This is a genomic window from Bradyrhizobium huanghuaihaiense, from assembly GCF_025200885.1.
GTDB classification, from domain to species: domain Bacteria; phylum Pseudomonadota; class Alphaproteobacteria; order Rhizobiales; family Xanthobacteraceae; genus Bradyrhizobium; species Bradyrhizobium huanghuaihaiense.
In genome coordinates this window covers 8148249-8166475 of the sequence record NZ_CP104172.1, presented here as the reverse complement: position 1 = coordinate 8166475, position 18227 = coordinate 8148249, and the positions used below count along the sequence as shown (strand labels likewise).

12 protein-coding genes are annotated in these 18227 nt (G+C 57.8%); 6 read left to right on the top strand and 6 right to left on the bottom strand.

Features of this window, described 5'->3' with window-relative positions; genetic code table 11:
- Nucleotides 1-880: 880 nt before the first annotated feature.
- Nucleotides 881-1351, bottom strand: a complete 471-nt coding sequence (locus N2603_RS38335) for a hypothetical protein (RefSeq protein ID WP_260386256.1) — start codon at nt 1349-1351, stop codon at nt 881-883.
- Nucleotides 1352-1398: 47 nt separating this feature from the next.
- Between N2603_RS38335 and N2603_RS38330 the strand changes: the two genes are divergently transcribed.
- Complete coding sequence (locus N2603_RS38330; protein ID WP_260386255.1) at nt 1399-3903, top strand: CoA transferase; 2505 nt, start codon at nt 1399-1401, stop codon at nt 3901-3903.
- Nucleotides 3904-4149: 246 nt separating this feature from the next.
- Here N2603_RS38330 and N2603_RS38325 read toward each other — a convergent pair whose 3' ends face one another.
- The 5 genes from N2603_RS38325 to N2603_RS38305 form a co-directional block, all read right to left on the bottom strand.
- Entirely contained in the window at nt 4150-4425 is a 276-nt protein-coding gene (locus tag N2603_RS38325) for a hypothetical protein (RefSeq protein ID WP_260386254.1), read from the bottom strand.
- A 733-nt stretch (nt 4426-5158) separates the two neighbouring features.
- Nucleotides 5159-6580 carry an adenosylhomocysteinase gene (ahcY, locus tag N2603_RS38320; RefSeq protein WP_260386253.1) on the bottom strand — a complete coding sequence of 474 codons (1422 nt, stop codon included), beginning with the start codon at nt 6578-6580 and terminating at the stop codon, nt 5159-5161.
- Nucleotides 6581-6778: 198 nt separating this feature from the next.
- On the bottom strand, nt 6779-7975 hold the full coding sequence (gene metK / locus N2603_RS38315) for a methionine adenosyltransferase (RefSeq protein ID WP_260386252.1): 1197 nt from the start codon (nt 7973-7975) through the stop codon (nt 6779-6781).
- Between the two features lie 339 nt (nt 7976-8314).
- Nucleotides 8315-8764, bottom strand: a complete 450-nt coding sequence (locus N2603_RS38310) for a hypothetical protein (protein WP_260386251.1) — start codon at nt 8762-8764, stop codon at nt 8315-8317.
- A 498-nt stretch (nt 8765-9262) separates the two neighbouring features.
- A complete protein-coding gene (locus N2603_RS38305; RefSeq protein WP_260386250.1) occupies nt 9263-9529 on the bottom strand; it encodes a hypothetical protein in 267 nt (88 codons plus the stop codon).
- Between the two features lie 452 nt (nt 9530-9981).
- Here N2603_RS38305 and N2603_RS38300 point away from each other — a divergent pair, with 452 nt between their 5' ends.
- The 5 genes from N2603_RS38300 to N2603_RS38280 all read left to right on the top strand — a co-directional run bounded on the left by N2603_RS38300 (nt 9982) and on the right by N2603_RS38280 (nt 17895).
- On the top strand, nt 9982-10689 hold the full coding sequence (locus N2603_RS38300; RefSeq protein WP_260386249.1) for a hypothetical protein: 708 nt from the start codon (nt 9982-9984) through the stop codon (nt 10687-10689).
- 485 nt (nt 10690-11174) lie between these two features.
- The gene (locus N2603_RS38295; RefSeq protein ID WP_260386248.1) at nt 11175-11879 is read left to right on the top strand and encodes an aspartate/glutamate racemase family protein; all 705 of its coding nucleotides are present in this window, start codon (nt 11175-11177) and stop codon (nt 11877-11879) included.
- 86 nt (nt 11880-11965) lie between these two features.
- On the top strand, nt 11966-12238 hold the full coding sequence (locus N2603_RS38290; protein WP_260386247.1) for a hypothetical protein: 273 nt from the start codon (nt 11966-11968) through the stop codon (nt 12236-12238).
- Nucleotides 12239-13915: 1677 nt separating this feature from the next.
- Nucleotides 13916-15568: a class I adenylate-forming enzyme family protein gene (locus N2603_RS38285; protein WP_260386246.1), complete on the top strand. Its 1653-nt coding sequence runs from the start codon at nt 13916-13918 to the stop codon at nt 15566-15568.
- A 1115-nt stretch (nt 15569-16683) separates the two neighbouring features.
- Nucleotides 16684-17895 carry an aminotransferase class I/II-fold pyridoxal phosphate-dependent enzyme gene (locus N2603_RS38280; protein WP_260386245.1) on the top strand — a complete coding sequence of 404 codons (1212 nt, stop codon included), beginning with the start codon at nt 16684-16686 and terminating at the stop codon, nt 17893-17895.
- The last annotated feature ends 332 nt before the right edge of the window (nt 17896-18227 follow it).

Sequence of the window (18227 nt, the reverse complement as noted above, 5' to 3'; positions counted from 1 at the left end):
CTTGTTCTCGAACTCAAACGGTTCGCCTTGCAGCGCTCTTCACGGGCATAGATCGGGTCCTCGACGCTGATGTTCAGCTCCTCGGCGAAAACTGCGAAGGCATCGGCGGAGTTGAGTCATGGCCGCTCCCCATCTCGGAGACGTCATCGCGCATGGGTGCGGACCTCCCAAGATCAGCATGAGGACCTGTGCGAACTGGTTGCTGTCCTTGTCGCGTTCGGCGCCAATCGCAAGCACGGTGCACGATCCCGCGCTTCGAAGGATGGAGAACGGAAGCGCAGAGAAATCGATATCGAGCTCGAGCTCAGAGGTTCTCAAGCTGGGCCATCAACTTTTCGATCGTCGTTGATCCTGACGTGCGAGCGAGGCGTTGTCGTCTGCTGCGCCGTGCTGATTGTCTCGGGGCAGCGCGGTCGGTGGCCGAGCAAAGCGCGATGTATGCGACGTAGTCACCTCGACAGGTTGATGCTGTTGCCCCACATACAAGTATGTAAGATACTTCAGTTTTGGACATCAGCGATATCGACTATCAGAGTTGATAGTTGCGGGGGTGGCAGTACGCTTTAAAGTGCTTAGCCTAGTCGTGGGACAACTCGGCTTATTATCACCGATGTCGCTCCCGACGCGTGTATCGGAGAAGGCGATCGCATCCTCATGAGCGCCATCGAGCAGATCAGGGCGGGAGTGACGAAATAGCGACCGGCTTCAACGGCGCTTAGTAATGGCTCATCGACAGCTCAAGTGTCGATGCTGTCAGATGTTGAACATGTTGGATAGGTGTGACCACATGCCATTGTTTGTCATCAAAAGACAGGTATTCATCATCTGCACCGTTACTGGATCAGCAATACACGGGCAAGTATCGGCATTCCCCCCCTTGCTAAAGGAAATCGCCATTGACAGTCGGCGCCGCGAAGGCCGATGCCGCTTCTGGGTCGGCTCGCAACAGTTCAGCTTTCAGCGAAAAGGTAGGCATGCGGTGGAGCGCAGTGCGCGTGCTGGTGAATCCGGAGATCGAAAGATCGCTGCGAACAGCATACGCCGGATCCGCGGGATCATGTCGCAGCCGGCGCTTGCCGGATATATGCCCGTGTCGAATGGAACTCGAGCGTTGTCTGCCAGAGCGGTGCTGGTCTGGCGAGAGTTTGCGGGCGATATCGCCAATGGCATTGCACTCGGCACCACGATGACCGGCTGTGAGCAAATCCGATTGCGATGGGCCAGCCACTTGTGTGGAAGGGGCACGGACTGATTGCCCATATAGATCCCCAGCGGGAAAACTGGTGCGCTTCTCCCCCTTTATGATCACCAGGAAACCGGCGGCCTTCATCCTCGCGAAGCCAATCGGCATCCGTTGCACTCCCAGCACCGTCCCGGACAGCCCACAAAGTGACAGAGATGCGACGTTCAACCCTTCCTCTCTTCGGAGTCAAGGTCCTCGATTTTGGTCAGTTCATTGCCGGCCCGGCGGTGACCATGATCCTCGCCGATCTTGGCGCCACCGTCGTGCATATCGATCCGCCATCAGGTCCGCTCTGGGACAGCCCGGCCAACGCGATACTCAATCGAAACAAGCTGATCGTTCCGATCGACTTGAAGACTGACAAGGGCGTGTCGCAGGCGCAGGCACTTGTCCGGGAAGCGGAGATCGTAGTCGAGAATTTCCGACCAGGAGTGCTGAGCCGCCTCGGCATCGACTTCACCGCCGAACGCAAGGCGCGGCCGGACTTGATTACCGTGTCCATTCCCGGCTTTGCTTCCAACGATCAACTCCGTCGCAAGCGGCGCGCCTACGAAGCCGTGATCTTGGCATCCTCGGGCGTGTTCACCGATATGGGACTGGGCCGCGTGCTGAGAGGTGTCAATCCATCCTTCTCGCCGCTGCCTTTGGCATCCGCCTACGGCACGATGCTCGCGGTTTCGGCCACGGTACTGGCGCTTCAGGCGCGGGAACGGAGCGGGATCGGCGATCAGATCGAGGTGCCTCTTGCATGTGCGGTGATGGAAGGCCTCGCCTACAATTCGATCAGCATTGACGACCTTCCGCTCCGCTACAAAACTCAACGTGAGCGCGAGATCGCCCGGCGGGGCGAAGCGGGATTGCCCATGGATATTTCCTACGACTCCTCGCAGGAGCTGCTTGATCCATTTTGCCGCAACTACAAATGTAAGGACGAACGCATGTTCTATGTCGTCTGCCCGGGCCACAAGTATCATACCAAGCGCTGCTTGCAGGTTCTGGGACTGTACGACGAACTCGTGGGCGAGGGACACGCAGAGGAGACCGATATCTATCGTCCTATTCGCGAATGGCGATCCGACTTTTCGCTCAGCTCCTATCCGTTGCCGAAATACTGGGCGGATAAGATCGCGGGGCGGATGAAGGCTGTCTTCCTGACACGAACAGCAAAGGAATGGGAGCGTATATTCGGGGAAAGCCGAATTCCCGCGGCGGCGCAGCATTGGTTACATGAATGGATTGGCGACGATCACGCAAAATGTACGGGCCAGATGATTGAGGTCAGCGATCCGGTGTATGGACGGATGGTCCAGCCCGGACCTCTGGCCTGGCTGGAGGAAAGCGGGAAAGCGATGCTGAGCCCGGCACCACGGAAATGGGCCGCCTTCGACCAGGCCCTCGCCGCGCTGTCGGCAATCCCAACGAAACGGCCGAACGCCCGATCGGCCGAAACGCCGGCGGGATGGCTCGACGGCGTACGGGTTCTTGACCTGTCTAATGTCATCGCTGGCCCACATTCGAGCTACTATCTCGCCCGTTTCGGTGCGGAGGTGATCAAGCTGGATCCCGCACGCCCGCTTTACGACTGCTATAATACAGTCATTTACGGCATGGCTCACATGCGCGGCAAGCGCTCGGTTCTGGTGGATATCGGTTCATCCGGTGGCAGGGAGGTTCTCGAGCGGCTGGTGAAGTCGGTTGATGTCGTCATCTGGAACGCGACTGACCTGCAGGTCAAGGGCATGGGCCTCGACCTGGAAAGCCTGAAAGCGCTCAATAACGACGCGATCTTCTGCCAGCTCGATTGCTTCGGCGGCGTCCACCGCGGCCCACGCAGCGACTATCTCGGCTATGAAAATAACGTCCAAGCGGCGACGGGCATCATGTTGAGATTTGGTGGTTCGGCGGAGACACCCGAGGAGCACGCGCATGTCGGTACAATTGACGTACTGGGTGGGTTCGGCGCGGCTCTGGGCGTTGCTGTCGCACTGTACCAGAGAGCCAAGACTGGCCACGCAGGGCGGGCTCGGATATCACTGTCGTCACTCTCCGGTATCCTGCAGATCCCGTTCTGCTACCAGTATGATGGGCGTGGACACTTCGATGAGCCGTCCGGTCCCGATGCTCAGGGCTATGATGCACTAACGCGTCTCTATAGGACGGGTTCTGGCCGCAGCGTCCTGCTCAGCGCGCGCGAGGGCGATCTGTCTCGCCTAGCGCGGGTCGAGGGACTTGAAGGGCTTGCCGATGTGCCGAAGGAAGACCGCGTCTCCTTCCTTGCAACGGCAATCGCGATGGAATCGGCTGAGGAATGGTTGTCAAGATTTGATGCAGTCGATGTCGGTGCCGCGATCTGCGAGAGCATGGCGGCCATTCGATCGGCGCATTCGCGGCCTGCGGATGGTGCTCCGGGGATCGATCAGGGCAGCTATTCCTTTTCAATATTCCATGGCCATCCGAGCGGCCATACCGTAACGTTGATTGATCCCTATGCAATCCGCTTGGCGACGGCAAAAATCTATGCGCTGTCTCCCGCAGAAAAATACGGCGCTTCGACCCGGTCGGTCCTGCGGAGATTGCAATACGACGAAACCGACATAGACGCGTTGCTCGCCGCAGGCGCCATCAGCGAGGGTTGGAGTCGCGAGTATTTGCCTAGCTGAGGACGGCAGCCCAAGTCCGATCTGGCTAAATGCTGTTAACCGGCTCTGCTGCAGCATGCCTTCGACTGATGACCGGTTTTTCTGTTGAAAGCTGCAGAAATTTCCTGATCCGGCTTCGGTGAAGTTCACGGCAACTGCGACATTGATGTTCCCCCACTCGAAAACGAAGCACAAGTCTCGATCCATCGGCCAAGGTCTATGGGCTTTGCAGGTGGCTCCTTCTTACTCATCAGACCAATCAGCATGCTATGCGGGATATTGACGAGCCTTGCTGGCAAAACGAAACACACCGCGCGATCTCGGTGAGGTGGGAGCCCGGCGAGTTTCTGCTCGAGCGTCCTCGGCGGCACGTAAATCTTTTTCTCGTACTTGCCGCCCTTCTCTGTTGGTGAACAGCTCAATCTGCGCCAGCGTGGCCACAGGCTGGGCATCTCGGTCCAGGCGAGCGAGATCTCCTTGCCAAACATCGGTGAGCATAATGTCCTTGGCGATGCAATTGGCGAGGCCGGCTTTGGCGTCCATGAAAGCGTCTTATTTGTTCGCTCGTCATTCCGGGCGCTCGACACGAGCGAGGCCGACATCCGAAGGTTCGAGATCCAAGTTCGCCGCTCAAAGCGACGCCTTAGTTGAAGTCAGCCAACCTCGGGGCCGCCGCAATCGATATTGAGAAGATTGCACATGGCTGCGGTGAACTCGGGATGCGCTGACATCCTGGCGCGCATATTCGACACATTCACATCAAACCTGCATGCATGATTTAGCGAAGTGGTTCGAGGCTTGTGGCGTGACCAGTTTTGCGATGGAATCCGCATGCTGCGGGAATCGACCAGGCAGCTCTTCCTTTTTTATATTTAAGCCCATCCAAGCGGCCAGACCGTAACAAGGTAGGTCGACCCGCTTGGCGGTAGGAAATGTCCATGCGCTGTCTACCATGGAAGAATACGGCGCCTCAACGCTGCACATTCTAACGGTAGTTGCAGTAGCCCGAAGCCGAAATAGACGGGTTGCTCGGCTGCGGGCGCTATCAGCGGAAGCTGGAGTCCCGAGTATTTGCCTAGCTGAAGCCGGCAGTCCAAATTTGATTTGTGTCTTCAATACAGTCATAGTGCTTAGCCTTCGATTCATGGCCAGTTTTCTCTTTGAAAGCCGCAGAAATCTCCTGGTCTGGCTGTCGCGGAAACCGCGGCACCTCAAACAGAGCGACATCAAGCACGAAAGCCCCAAGCTGTGCCGGGGCTTTTCCAGAGATGTGCGATCAGTAACGGTAGTGATCCGCCTTGTACGGACCTTCCACCTTCACGCCAATATAGTCCGCCTGGTCCTTGCGCAGCTCGGTGAGCTTGACGCCGATCTTGGCGAGGTGCAGGCGGGCGACCTTTTCGTCGAGGGTCTTGGGCAGCACGTAGACCTCCTTCTGATTTTTGCCGTCCTTGTTGTTGGCGAACAGCTCGATCTGCGCCAGCGTCTGGTTGGTGAAGGATGCCGACATCACGAAGGACGGATGGCCCATCGCGTTGCCGAGGTTCACGAGGCGGCCCTCCGACAGCATGATGATGCGGTGCTTGTCCGGGAACTCGATCTCGTCGACCTGCGGCTTGATGTTGGTCCACTTCAGATTGCGGAGCGCCGCGATTTGGATCTCGTTGTCGAAGTGGCCGATGTTGCAGACGATGGCGCGATCCTTCATCGCGCGCATGTGCTCGATGGTAATGATGTCCTTGTTGCCGGTCGCCGTGACGAAGATGTCGGCGCGGGGCGCGGCGTCTTCCATGGTCACGACCTCATAGCCTTCCATCGCCGCCTGCAGCGCGCAGATCGGATCGACTTCGGAGACCATGACGCGGCAGCCGGCCTGGCGCAGCGAGGCCGCCGACCCCTTGCCGACGTCGCCGAAGCCCGCGACCATCGCGACCTTGCCCGACAGCATCACGTCGGTACCACGGCGAATGCCGTCGACCAGCGATTCCCGGCAGCCATAGAGATTGTCGAACTTTGACTTGGTGACGCTGTCGTTGACGTTGATGGCGGGGAACAGGAGCGTGCCCTTGTTGGCCATCTCGTAGAGGCGATGCACGCCCGTGGTGGTCTCTTCCGAGACGCCCTTGATGTTCTTGGCGATCTCGCCGAAATAGCCCTTCGGCTTCTCCTTCAGCAGGCGCTTGATCAGCGCGTAGAAGATCTCCTCTTCCTCGGAAGCAGGCTTGTCGAGGAAGGCGGTGTCGCCGTTCTCGGCGCGGACGCCGGCATGCACCAGCATGGTGGCATCGCCGCCGTCATCGAGGATCATGTTCGGCGTACCGCCGCCATGCCAGTCGAACAGCTTCGCGGTATAGTCCCAGTATTCCGTCAGCGTCTCGCCCTTGACGGCGAAGACGGGAATGCCGGCGGCGGCGATCGCGGCCGCAGCGTGGTCCTGGGTCGAATAGATGTTGCAGGAGACCCAGCGGATGTCGGCGCCGAGGGCTGCGAGCGTCTCGATCAGCACCGCGGTCTGGATGGTCATGTGCAGGGAGCCGGCGATGCGCGCGCCCTTCAGCGGCTGCTTCGGGCCGAATTCCTCGCGGGTGGCCATCAGGCCGGGCATCTCGGTCTCGGCGAGCGAGATCTCCTTGCGGCCGAAATCGGCGAGCGAAATGTCCTTGACGATGTAATCGGTGAAGCCGGGCTTCGCGTTCATGTCTGTTTCCTAATCAGTGAGGGCTGGCGTGTCAGTACCAAGGCAAGCTGAACGCTATGTGGCACATTCTCCCTCTCCCCGTTCTTACGGGGAGAGGGCTGGGGTGAGGGGCTCTATCCAAGCACAGAGCTTGCGGAGGGTCCCCTCATCCGCCGCTTCGCGACGACCTTCTCCCGCAAGCGGAGCGAGGTAAGAGCGTTACAGCGCGCGCTTGAGTTGCTCGACGAGATCAGTCTTCTCCCAGGAGAAGCCGCCCTCGTTGTCGGGCGTGCGGCCGAAATGACCGTAGGCTGCGGTGCGCGCGTAGATCGGGCGGTTGAGGTCGAGATGGGTGCGGATGCCGCGCGGCGTGAGATCCATCGCCTTGGCGGCGGCCTTCTCGAGCTGGTCCTCCGACACCTTACCGGTGCCGTGGGTGTCGATGTAGATCGACAGCGGACGCGCCACACCGATGGCGTAAGCGAGCTGGAGAGTGCAGCGGTCGGCGAGACCGGCGGCGACGATGTTCTTGGCGACGTAGCGCGCGGCATAGGCCGCTGAGCGGTCGACCTTGGTCGGATCCTTGCCGGAGAACGCACCGCCGCCATGCGGGGCCGCGCCGCCATAGGTGTCGACGATGATCTTGCGCCCGGTCAGGCCGGAATCGCCGTCGGGACCGCCAATGTAGAACTTGCCCGTCGGGTTGATGTGCCAGATCGTCTTCGGCGTGATCCAGTCCTTCGGCAGCGCCTCGCGCACGTAGGGCTCGACGATCTCGCGCACCTGCTTGGAGGTGAGGTCCTCGATCAGATGCTGGTGCGAAACCACGATCTCGCGCACGCCGACCGGCTTGCCGTTCTCGTACTGCATGGTGACCTGGCTCTTGGAATCCGGACCGAGCACCTTCTCCTTGCCGGAGTGACGGGCTTCGGAGATCAGGCGCAGGATCTTGTGAGCGTAGAAGATCGGCGCCGGCATCAAATCGGGCGTCTCATTGGTGGCGTAACCGAACATGATGCCCTGGTCGCCCGCGCCTTCTTCCTTGACCTCGCCCGGCTGCAGCGCATCGACGCCCTGGGCGATATCGGCCGACTGCGGATGCAGCAGGATCTCGATATCGCAGGTCTTCCAGTGGAAGCCCTCCTGCTCGTAGCCAATGTCCTTGATCGCGCCGCGGACGACGCTCTCAATCTGCTCGTTGGTGACCGATTTCGGACCGCGGGTCTCACCGGCGATCACCACCTTATTGGTGGTCGCCAGCGTCTCGCAGGCGGCGCGAATCTGCCAAGGGTCGATGCCCGCCTTCGGCCCTTCACGATAGAACAGGTCGACGATCTCATCGGAGATCCGGTCACAGACCTTGTCCGGATGGCCCTCGGACACGGACTCGCTGGTGAAGAGATAGGACACGCGCATCAGCCAAACCTCTCAATTGCCGCCATCCCGGCGGCTCATATCACGATGTGTCATGGAATGTTAGTCCAGACAGCACGGGATGACGCCGCTGTGCTGCGCAGAACGTCACTAGCGCCGTCCAGAATGCGGCGTATGACTGATTTTTGTTAATCTCGCTCCTCCTGCTGAAGATCGGCGCAATCGACTGCACCAAAGGCATCGCATGTGCCGAGTCAGTCCAAATAGTCGTCGAGTGCGCCGGTAATCCGGCGAGACACGTTCGAACGATCTGCAGGACCACGGCGAGGTTTATTGTGAAGCTGCCGGCACCCCCACCCCCCCGGATGACCTCGATGCGCATCAACACTGATAGTCGCGCGTAGCAGGCAGGCCGTGCTTCCACCGAGGTGGAATCCGGAGCGTTGCCACATTCACGAAGATCCGCGTCGCTTTGCTGCTGGCGTATTGAGACATTGAGCCGTTCTCGCTGACCGCGAGTTGTGATGGCGCGTAAAAGCCAATTTGGGTTGCGGACCTGTTGATAGTGATGACCAACTCGCCTGCAGAGCCACACTGGCGGAGCGCCTGTGCTGCGAATGCGCGATGACGTGCCCCGGCCAGGTGAAGGTCCAGTTCCTTGAGAGGCGCCGTCTTAAGCACCTCCGCGCAGTTCTCGAAGGTCATAGGCTCGCTCGATAGCACGAGTTCACCCACTGCATAGGTCGAGTAGCATTTCTGAAAAGAAACAACCGATCTCTTCGAGCGCGAATGGCCCTCGAAAGGGAACACCTGAAACCGCCTCACTGCCATGATAAGGCTCCACAAGCATGTCCGCTTGCGCGCATGTCCGCTTGCGCGAAGGAAGCGGCCTAGTGGCCGATCGTTTGGTTTAATGACTCTGCAGTTTCTTTGTCGGGTTCGGTAAAGTTCGCTGCAAACCTGATCGGCTCTCATCGTGAGCTCCTGGCGGACAGCCGAGGCGAGCGCCTTCGCTGCGGCTGGCATCTACCTCCCAGCAATCGGCGTGCCGTTCGCCGGACAGGAGAAAACATGTGAGGTTAGCAGATGAAGTTGGAATGAAGCTGCCGGTTGTAGAATTTCTGACATCGCCGTATTCAACCGGACTGGCTGCCATCGCGCGGATGTGATGGCGACCGTCACTCGGCTGAACCTGAAGCTTGCCAGCGCCCATCATCCGTTCGATGGGGGAGTAGACGGGGGAACGGACAATCCTCTACAGAGCATCGAGCAGAGGAGAGCAACCATGCAAATCTAGTTGAGAGAGCGAACGCGTAGGTTCTTTCGAAATCAGCCGCATAAAATATTACCGTGGATGACGCGTTGAAGATTAACGTCGTTCGTTAATGCCGGCTCATCACGCACCTCAACGAGGTTCAATCCGTCATCGCGATCGGTCTCGCTGAAAGCGATCTTGGCAGAGAGGAGAACGGGCTGAGAGACGTCGCCAACAGATAGACCCTGGGACGGCTTGGTCCGGGTGTTTGGGTCCGAGACGCAGGCGTCAAGGCGTTCACCGACTATGGCGTTCAGCTCATCAGGATGCACAAAGTCCATTCCCTAACTCCTCAAGTAATGAATTCGATCCGTCCGCGGCTTAGCGCGAAAGGATGTTTCCAGAATGTGGGGAGTTCCCGTTCTCAGAGGTGTGCGCAAACTGTCGATCGCTCTGGCGGACTTCAGGATCTACGGCCGTCCGCTCCTGCATTACGCTTGTCGAAGTCCGAGCTTTTCATGTTCTTTGGAACAGTTGCTGTTCTGGCGGTTGGAATCTTCTCGGCGGTATTAATCGTGAGTTGATGCAGCGACTGGCGAAGGATGGGAGCTGCGTACCGCTCCTTCTCTGCCGCCAGCGGATGCGTATGCCTGCTATCGTCACTTGCTCACATCGACATTATTGTGCTCACCAAAATAGGTAGTCGCGAGCCAATGTCGATGGTGTATCGTTCAGTCCGCGACCCGCCGTGCGGCCTATGACGCAGCTCATCACGACAGGATAATGTGCAGCAATGAACAGCGAAACTGACCCGCTGCCAATCTCACGTTTGGTTCAACTACATAGCGACGCGGCCGCGCAAAGAGACATCAAGCTTTTCATAGGATTCGATTTTCAGGAGTATGTCTCAATCACCCGCGGCATTCCAACGAAAGGGCGGATATCTCCGAATTTTCGGCCAGATCGCTCGCCGATTAAATCTGGCGAGGGCTACTGGATAATAGGGGTCAACCAGAATGAGGTCGCCCTTTCATATGCTGCCCGGCTATATGACCTTTCACAGACCAACTTTGCCGAGCACCTTGAATCTCTGAAGGCGTTTTACGGTGACCCGAGCATACATGCGCATCCTCAGGACCGTTGTGCTTGCGCAGCACCAAGCGCCAAAAAGATGACCGGAAAGGTGGCCTACGGCGGGGATCTTTGGGTCCGCAGAGATCTTAGGGGAGGGGGGATGGCCGAACTCATAACACGAACAGCACATGGCGTGTCCTTTGCGCTGTGGGCTCCTGATTTCGTATGTGCGCTTGCAGCGCGCTGGCGAGTGGATAAGGGCAACGTTTCGCAGTATACCCATCATGAACCCGGCGGGGCGATATTGCGGTTGGTAGAAGAGGATATAGTGGGCGACGAATGGCTTATTTGGTTAACTGGGGACGAACTAAGAAGCCGGCTCGACGAACCAATAGCGGCACAGGCTGCTGAAAGAATAAACTCTTGAAGGACGATTTTCCTGCTAGCGTTGGCGAAGATGATGACGGGTCGCAAGCGGCTCTGTACGCGCAGTTATCGATATTGTTTTGGTTTCGTGTTTGATGGTCTGACGAAAGTATCGGATTGGGGCCTGTATCTTCGGAATATAGATGGATTGAAGGCTGCAGAGCAGCGCATGAAGAACAAATCGAGCGGACCACATGGATGCCAAGTCTAGTGCAGAGCACCGGGCCGTGTTGAAGCACGAGATATCAGTCTTGAGCAGGCGATTCCGTCCTCACGGAACACGTGACGCCAATCATCTATCTTATGCCGCCGAAACACCGAAGCAACCGATGCTACTTAAGCTGCACATATGCAGCAGCAGCGCCCGCGCAGCCTCTCGGCCAAATCGGCGGCATCCCGCAACAGTTATCAAGTTCGCGCAACAGATTCTTTGTATGCCACGGTCGCGATCAATAGACGATCCGCCGGAACGCTCGGAAAGCAGAAATGACTCTTTCGATCTTGCAGGAGGTGGGTAACGTGACGCGCACACTCGGTATATTGCAGCTAAATAGTACTCCACAGATACTGGCCGGATCGGTCAGCAATCCTGCGACGTTTTCATTTCCAACAATTTGCCGCCGCGTCCCGGGGGCTTCGGTCAAGAATGTCGTTTTTGGCGCGGATGACGATCAAATGGAAGTCGCGTTCGTAAGCACGGCAAAAAGCTTAGTGCGCGATGGCGCAATTGCGATCACGACCAATTGCGGTTTTACTATCAAGTATCAGAAGGCAGTGGCGCAGGCGCTATCAGTGCCAGTTTCCATGTCCTCATTGTTACTTCTGCCGTATATCGTTGCGACCATCAAGGGGCGCGTCGGCATCGTGACGTTCGACTCGAAACCACTGACGTCGAATTTGCTGAGGATCGCCGGTGTTGAGTCGCATGATCGCATAGCAGTTGCTGGCATCGAGAATTCCGAGACCTGGAGAGCGATGTCGGAGCCCGAGAATAACACCACGGTTTCACAGATGATCGAGGATCTGCTGGCTGCCATCGCGCTTATGCGCAAACAACATGATGACGTTGAGGCGATGTTATTTGAATGCGCGGGATTTACAGCAGTGGCCCAGGAGGTGCGCAAGCAGACACGGTTGCCGGTGTATGATGCCGTAAGCAACGCGAAGTTATTGATGAGCGGGATATGCTAGTGCGATAAAAAAGGACGCCGAGTGTCTTGCGCGCGGGCACGAGTTCAGCAAGGTCGCGGGCGGGCAGGACGAGAAGGTCTAAGAACATGCATCTCGCGTCGTCTCCGGACCTCGTCCAGGTGCAGCTGCACTTCTCGACGCCGTCGTCACTGACTCTTAGCTGGTTTGAGTCTGCGGGTGAGGGCCGTTGCGGTAGCGCATTCGGTGTCGAGCGATTGTGCATCGTCATCAAGAAGATGCGTCGACAGCTCAAAGATGTCGCTCTCGCGATCACCGATATGAATGCACCGGCCTCAATCGCCAGCAGCTCCGTCGACTGCTGTGGATTCTCCAGCCAGCGAACTCTGCTCGATCCGTAACATCCGTCGGAGTGATCTTCCGCTTCAGCACCGTCGTTCCTTTGAACTTCTTGTGGGTCCATAATTTGATCGCCGCGAGGCCGAGCGGAAGCCCCTCGGTCGTTACGGCGAGGCTCGAACGCATCAGGATGCCGCACTGCATGCGCACTGCTGTCGGACCGCCTCTGCATGTCGAAAGCTGCGTCATACCCATGAAGCCAATTAGTTCCGGCTTGTCGCGCCTGAAGCTGAATTCTGTCGTGTCATGGAGGACAAGGATTGATCCCTCCTTGCCGTCGCGCGCCCGCGCGTTGCCTCAACGTGGCCGCTAAGAATGTCCGCCTCGTTGAGCAGCTCGTTGGAGAAGAAGTGATAGGCGGCCTTCGTGTTGGCCAGTCCTGACGAACCAGGGGGATGCTTTGTATCGCTCTCGGCGGCCAAGCCGCTCATCCTTAAACTCGCATCCGGAGTTTCCCGATCAACCCACGTCTGGGTTATACCGATCGTCAATCGCTGAGCACGCGCCTCAGCGCGTACACCAGCCCCATCGGGCATGCCATGCTCCCGAATCGGGTGCTCAACAACGAATCACGAAAGTGTGTTGCCCATTCAAGATTGCGCCTCCGACGCGTCGTTCAAGTCGGGCGTGAAACTATGGGTAATTGAAAGGGGAAATGACCTCTTACGGTCGGGCGAAGAGTGCAACCAGAATTTGGTTCGCCAAACCTCATCCACTGGATGGCATGGCGAAAGTTGTAGGTGGCTGGGCTGAGCATGGCGTTGGCAGCGTCCCTCGCCGAGTTGGGGTCCGTGCGGTTGTTCAGCCTTGAGATGAGCGATGACAGGCCGGACGGCGGGTCTGTGGCGCCTGCCGCACTTTAACCTGGATCTTGCAATCCTGCCAAGAGATAAAGCCCCTGAACTTGTGGTCTCGCGCTGCATTGTGGCGGCGGTATTCCTTATCTGCGAGGATGCTCGCGATAGTTTTGCCGACTGGCGGCTCCCATATTCTGGTCCGTGTTCACCGATTGGTATCCGAGATGACGTCTCGCCACCAAAAGTTTCTGCACCGCGCACGATAAACAGTGCGTGCCATGCGAGGTCGAAATAGTGATCACTACTTTCGCCAAGAAATTGCTTGCACCATTTCAATGGTTCTCTGAGAGAATTGAGTGTCACAGTGTGCGGATCCGCGCCAAGCCGCTTCATCATGGCGAAGGATATGCTCACCAGAGTAGGTAGTGCCCCGATCCTTGTTAATGAGGTACGATCAATTGCGTATTCGCGAAGACCGGCGAGCGCGCAGCTTATCATAATAGAAAGGTGCACCAATGGCAGCCGTAGTTAATCATTGCACGTCTCACGATTGCCTCAAGTGCGCCGGCACGAACAAGGCTGCCAAACTCCCGCCTCGCTCACGCGGGCCATGCCGAGTCGCAAGGTGATATCCACATCTTCCTGCGTGTTGGCGCCGCTTGATCTTGATCCGAATGAGAAGTTGCGCGTCAGCACGCTGGAGCGGTGAACCTGACGGTCCTGTCTCTACGACGGGCATGCGGAATCGGCGAGCTGAGGACTAGGAAATCTGCGCATCGACAGTGGCTCTGGTGATCCACAATCCCAGCGAGGTGCATCAACTCGAAAAGGTTAGAGCGCTGGGTGGACTTGTCCCGTGCTCTCGAAACAAGGGTTCCAATTATGATACTCGAAAAATTGACAGCAACTCAGCTGCAAGAGCGCGTCGCGAACGCGTTGCGCAAGATCGAGGCGCTGGAGTCCGCATATGAGACGATCACAATCGCGCAGCTGGTTTCAATGCGAGCCAGGACGAACGGCTCAACCACGGCGATCGACGTCTTCGATCGCGGTGAGCGCGCAACCTACTTGGAGATGGACCAATTGTCTAATAGATGTGCGCATGCGCTACGTACGGCTGGCGTACGCAAGCGCGATCGCATTGGAGTGATGCTACCCAATCGCATCGAATTCCCCGTCCTGTGGTTCGCCATTGCGAAGCTCGGCGCGGTGATGGTCCCGATCAACATGCGCTACACGCCGCGGGAAATCGAATACGTTCTCAGCGACACACAAGCCAAGTTCGCCGTTGTCGACGGGGCGGCGTGGTCAGTGTTCGCGGCGATGGAGCCTTGGCCGCGAGACCTCGCGAAGGAGAGAGTAATTCTCGTAGGGCAACCTTCCCACGGGACAGCCACTACGCTCGATAAATTGGTCAAAGGCGCTGATAACGGATCGGTACAGGAAGATATCTCTCCCAATGACTTGCTAAATATTCAGTATACCTCGGGGACAACGGGCTTTCCAAAGGGCTGCATGTTGACGCACGATTACTGGGGCGTGAGGTCGTATCATGCTATGTGCTCGGAGCTGCAGCCATACCAGAGATATTTATCAGCGCAGCCCTTCTTCTACGGCGATCCGCAAGAGCATCTCCTAAGGTCATATCGACAGGGCGGCACGCTCTACCTGGCTCCGCAACTCAGCTCGACTCGCTTCATTGGCTGGGTCAAAAAGCACCGTATCGACTGGTGCCAAATTCCCGAGCTGATAGGCCGCCAAGCCGAGGCTTCTGACGAGGATGGGGCGACATGCCTAAAGCAGACCCTGAATTGGGGCTGGAGTCCTGACTTGGTGCGCCGCTTCCGGAAGCGTTTCGGAGCCCACACCCAGGACGCTTACGGGATGACGGAAATTGGCTATGCCACGCTGATGACGAACGAGTTCGACGAACTTGCGGACTCAGGTTCGGTGGGGATCCGTGCGCCTTTTCGAGCGCTGCGGCTGATGAACGAGGATGGCAGCCCCACGCCGGTCGGCGATGTAGGCGAGCTGTGGGTGAGGGGGCGCGGGATCCTACAGGGCTACTGGAACAAGCCAGAAGCAAACGCAGCCTTGTTTGAAGGCGAATGGTTCAAGACCGGCGATCTGCTGCGCTGCGATGAGCTCGGCTTTCATTGGCTGGTGGGACGCACGAAGGACATGATCCGCCGCTCGAGCGAGAACATCGCTGCACGCGAGGTGGAGGCGGTGATCCGAGAGATTCCCGAGATTGCAGATGTGGCCGCCGTGCCCGTTCCCGATGTGAAGCGCGGCGAGGAGGTCAAGATTTACGTCGAATTGAGGGACGGCGTCACGCCAGACAAGCTGGATGTGGAGCGCATTCTCAAACATGCCCGCGCGAACCTTGCAGTATTCAAGGTGCCGCGGTACATTGCCTTCATCCGGGCGCTGCCTAGAACCACCTCCAGCAGTAAAGTGCTCAAACGTGAGCTGATGGCCGTGAGCGATCCGCTTGCTGGCGCGTATGACGCCGAAGCGATGCGCTGGCATTGACGCGCACTTTTAAACCCCAGTTTGAGCCGCGCGTGAAGGTGCTAGTGCATCTGCACGGTGATTATGACTCTTTGGAAGAATGGGATAGGCGCGGCCCATTTTGGCGCGGGCCTTATCTGTCGTGAACACCCGCGGCATTTCGCAAATACCCGAAGACGTCTGATCGTCACCGCGTCGCCGTTGTCCGGCCGCGAAAATGCTTACCTGCATCCGGCGCATGGGAGCCGCGCCATCGACTTCAGCATGGGCCGGACAGGCGTGGACTGGGACGACGCTCGATGGCAACGCAAACGGCAACATGCATTCGACTCGCGTTAGCTTATGAAATTTCCCCGCCCCGGCAATGCGCGCGTGAACCGACCAGACCTGCAGAGCAGCCGTTCATTCCGCCGACGTCTTTGCCAAAAGGTGGAATGGCTCATGATGCGTGGCCTTCGGGAGTTCCGATCATGCGAAGCAACCAGAGCCGGTGCTCAAGTCCAACCATAGGCCCGCCAATGTGATAGGTGCAGTCCGCACCAAAGGCTGACATGGGTCATGACAGGTTGAATGTTCTGAGCACAGTGTAAGCCAACGCGAGCTTCGGCAGCACATCAACGGATTGTCGACAACGATATCAGTACCAGCCGTAAAAGGCGCTTGCGAGAGCAAGAGCGAAACCTAGTGGCCGCGTCAGGTCGAGTGTGACGTCGCAATGGCTAAGAGTCAGGAAACGCAGAAGCACATTGTCTTCTCAAACATCTGGCCGTCGACGTAAGCGGCACTTCGATCAACACCGCGCCAACAATCAGGATATTGGTTGGCTTTGACTTTGAGAACATCCGCACCGAGATCAGCCAGTATGCCGGTCTATACCCCTAACCTAATCTGGATAGCTCTACTTGATTTGGTAGCTGCCCAAGCGAAAGAGCCAATGATTTAACTCGTCGAGACAAAGGCGACAGCCGAGCTGCCCGTAAGAATCGAACAGGATCCTTCAGTTCGCCCATTGGCGTAAGTCTCGCTGAAGGTGGACATGGCTGAGCGATCGGCTGAGAATGGAAGTCTAGAATGCAAAAGCGGATCGCGCCCTCGGATAGTGGTGGCCGACTGAATACCTTCGGAACACCCTCTAAATGATTAGCGAGGGCAGGCAGTACTTGGGTGCGGCCCACACGGCTGGTCTTATGGCGGTTCATGGACGTTCCGCGACCGGACGCACTGTCGCTTGGGACAACGGTCAACTTGAGAGTCGCCCGAAGGTAATTGACTTCCTGCGATGCTCCTACCTGGGCCTCGACAATCATCCGGTGGTCGTCGCTGGCGCGATCGAGGCGATCGAGGGGCAACGGTCATTGCATTCGTCCTGTGCGCGCACGCACCTCAATTTCGATCTTCTTGGAGAGCTTGAAGAAACTCTGTCCGAGATGTTCTGCGCGCGCGTGCTCGCTTTTTCCAGTGTCATGCTCGCCAATCTGGGCGCGATGCCCATTCTCGCCTCGGGCCAATTGACAGGCGGAAGAAAACCGGTCGTGGTATTCGACAGCTTTGCACACGTCTCGCTCGCCTATCACAAGCCGGTGGTGGCTGATGAAACGCGGGTGGAAACGATCGTCCACAACGACGTCGACGCGATCGAACGCTTGTGCCGCGAAAATCCTGTGGTCGCCTATGTATGCGATGGTGTTTACTCCATGGGAGGCTATTCGCCGATCAAGGAACTGCGTCAGCTCCAGGAACGGTATGGGCTCTTTCTCTATATCGACGATGCTCACGGCATATCGATCTTCGGACGCCAAGGGGAAGGATTTGCTCGCTCTCAGTTTCCGCATGGGCTCGGTGAGCGAACGATCATAGCCGCCTCGCTGGCCAAGGGTTTCGGCGCGTCGGGCGGAATATTGATGCTTGGAACGGCCGACCAAGGGACGCTGTTTCGGCGATACTCCATTCCTTATGCATTTTCGAGCGCACCCTACCTGGCGGCGATTGGCGCGGCGCTCGGGTCGTGCAAAATCCACCGGTCGGCAGAACTCAGCCAGCGGCAGGGAAGATTGGCGCGAAGAATTGACCTCTTTGACAGTCGTGTCGCAACCGCCGAGCAAGGCAATTCACTTCCCATCAGAACGATGGCCATCGGACCGGAGGCCAATGCGATCGCAATCGCAAGACGCCTCCTCAGCTGCGGATTGTATACGTCGCTGGCGTTCTTGCCAACCCTCGGCCAAGGAAAAGCGGGGATTCGGGTGTGCATAACAGCGGAGCATGAGGTCCGCGACGTAGAGCGGCTGTGCGACTGCTTTTTGGAGCAGGTAGCCGAGACAACCGGTAAGCCCTACCCGTTGAGGTGATGTGACGATTCAGAGAAGAACTCATAGAGCCGCCCATAGAATTCAAATGGGCTGGCTCTTGAAGCGGCGGAAAGGCCGGAAACCGTTCAATCCTTCAGCCTTTGCGGAGGACAACTACATCCTACTTAGATACGCGCTGATCCTCGTTCAGTCTATGTTTCACGCTTCACTGGCGCGATCGTCAGGCGCTGGTATCACTCCTGTCGTCGACGCGCTTTCGCAGCTCTCAGCCGAGAGCTGAGGCGTCGCGGAATTCAGAGTGGGCTGAATCGCGACATGTTGCGTTCGGACCTCGAGGTTGGGAATCAAGGAGAGATCCTTTCTTCGACCGG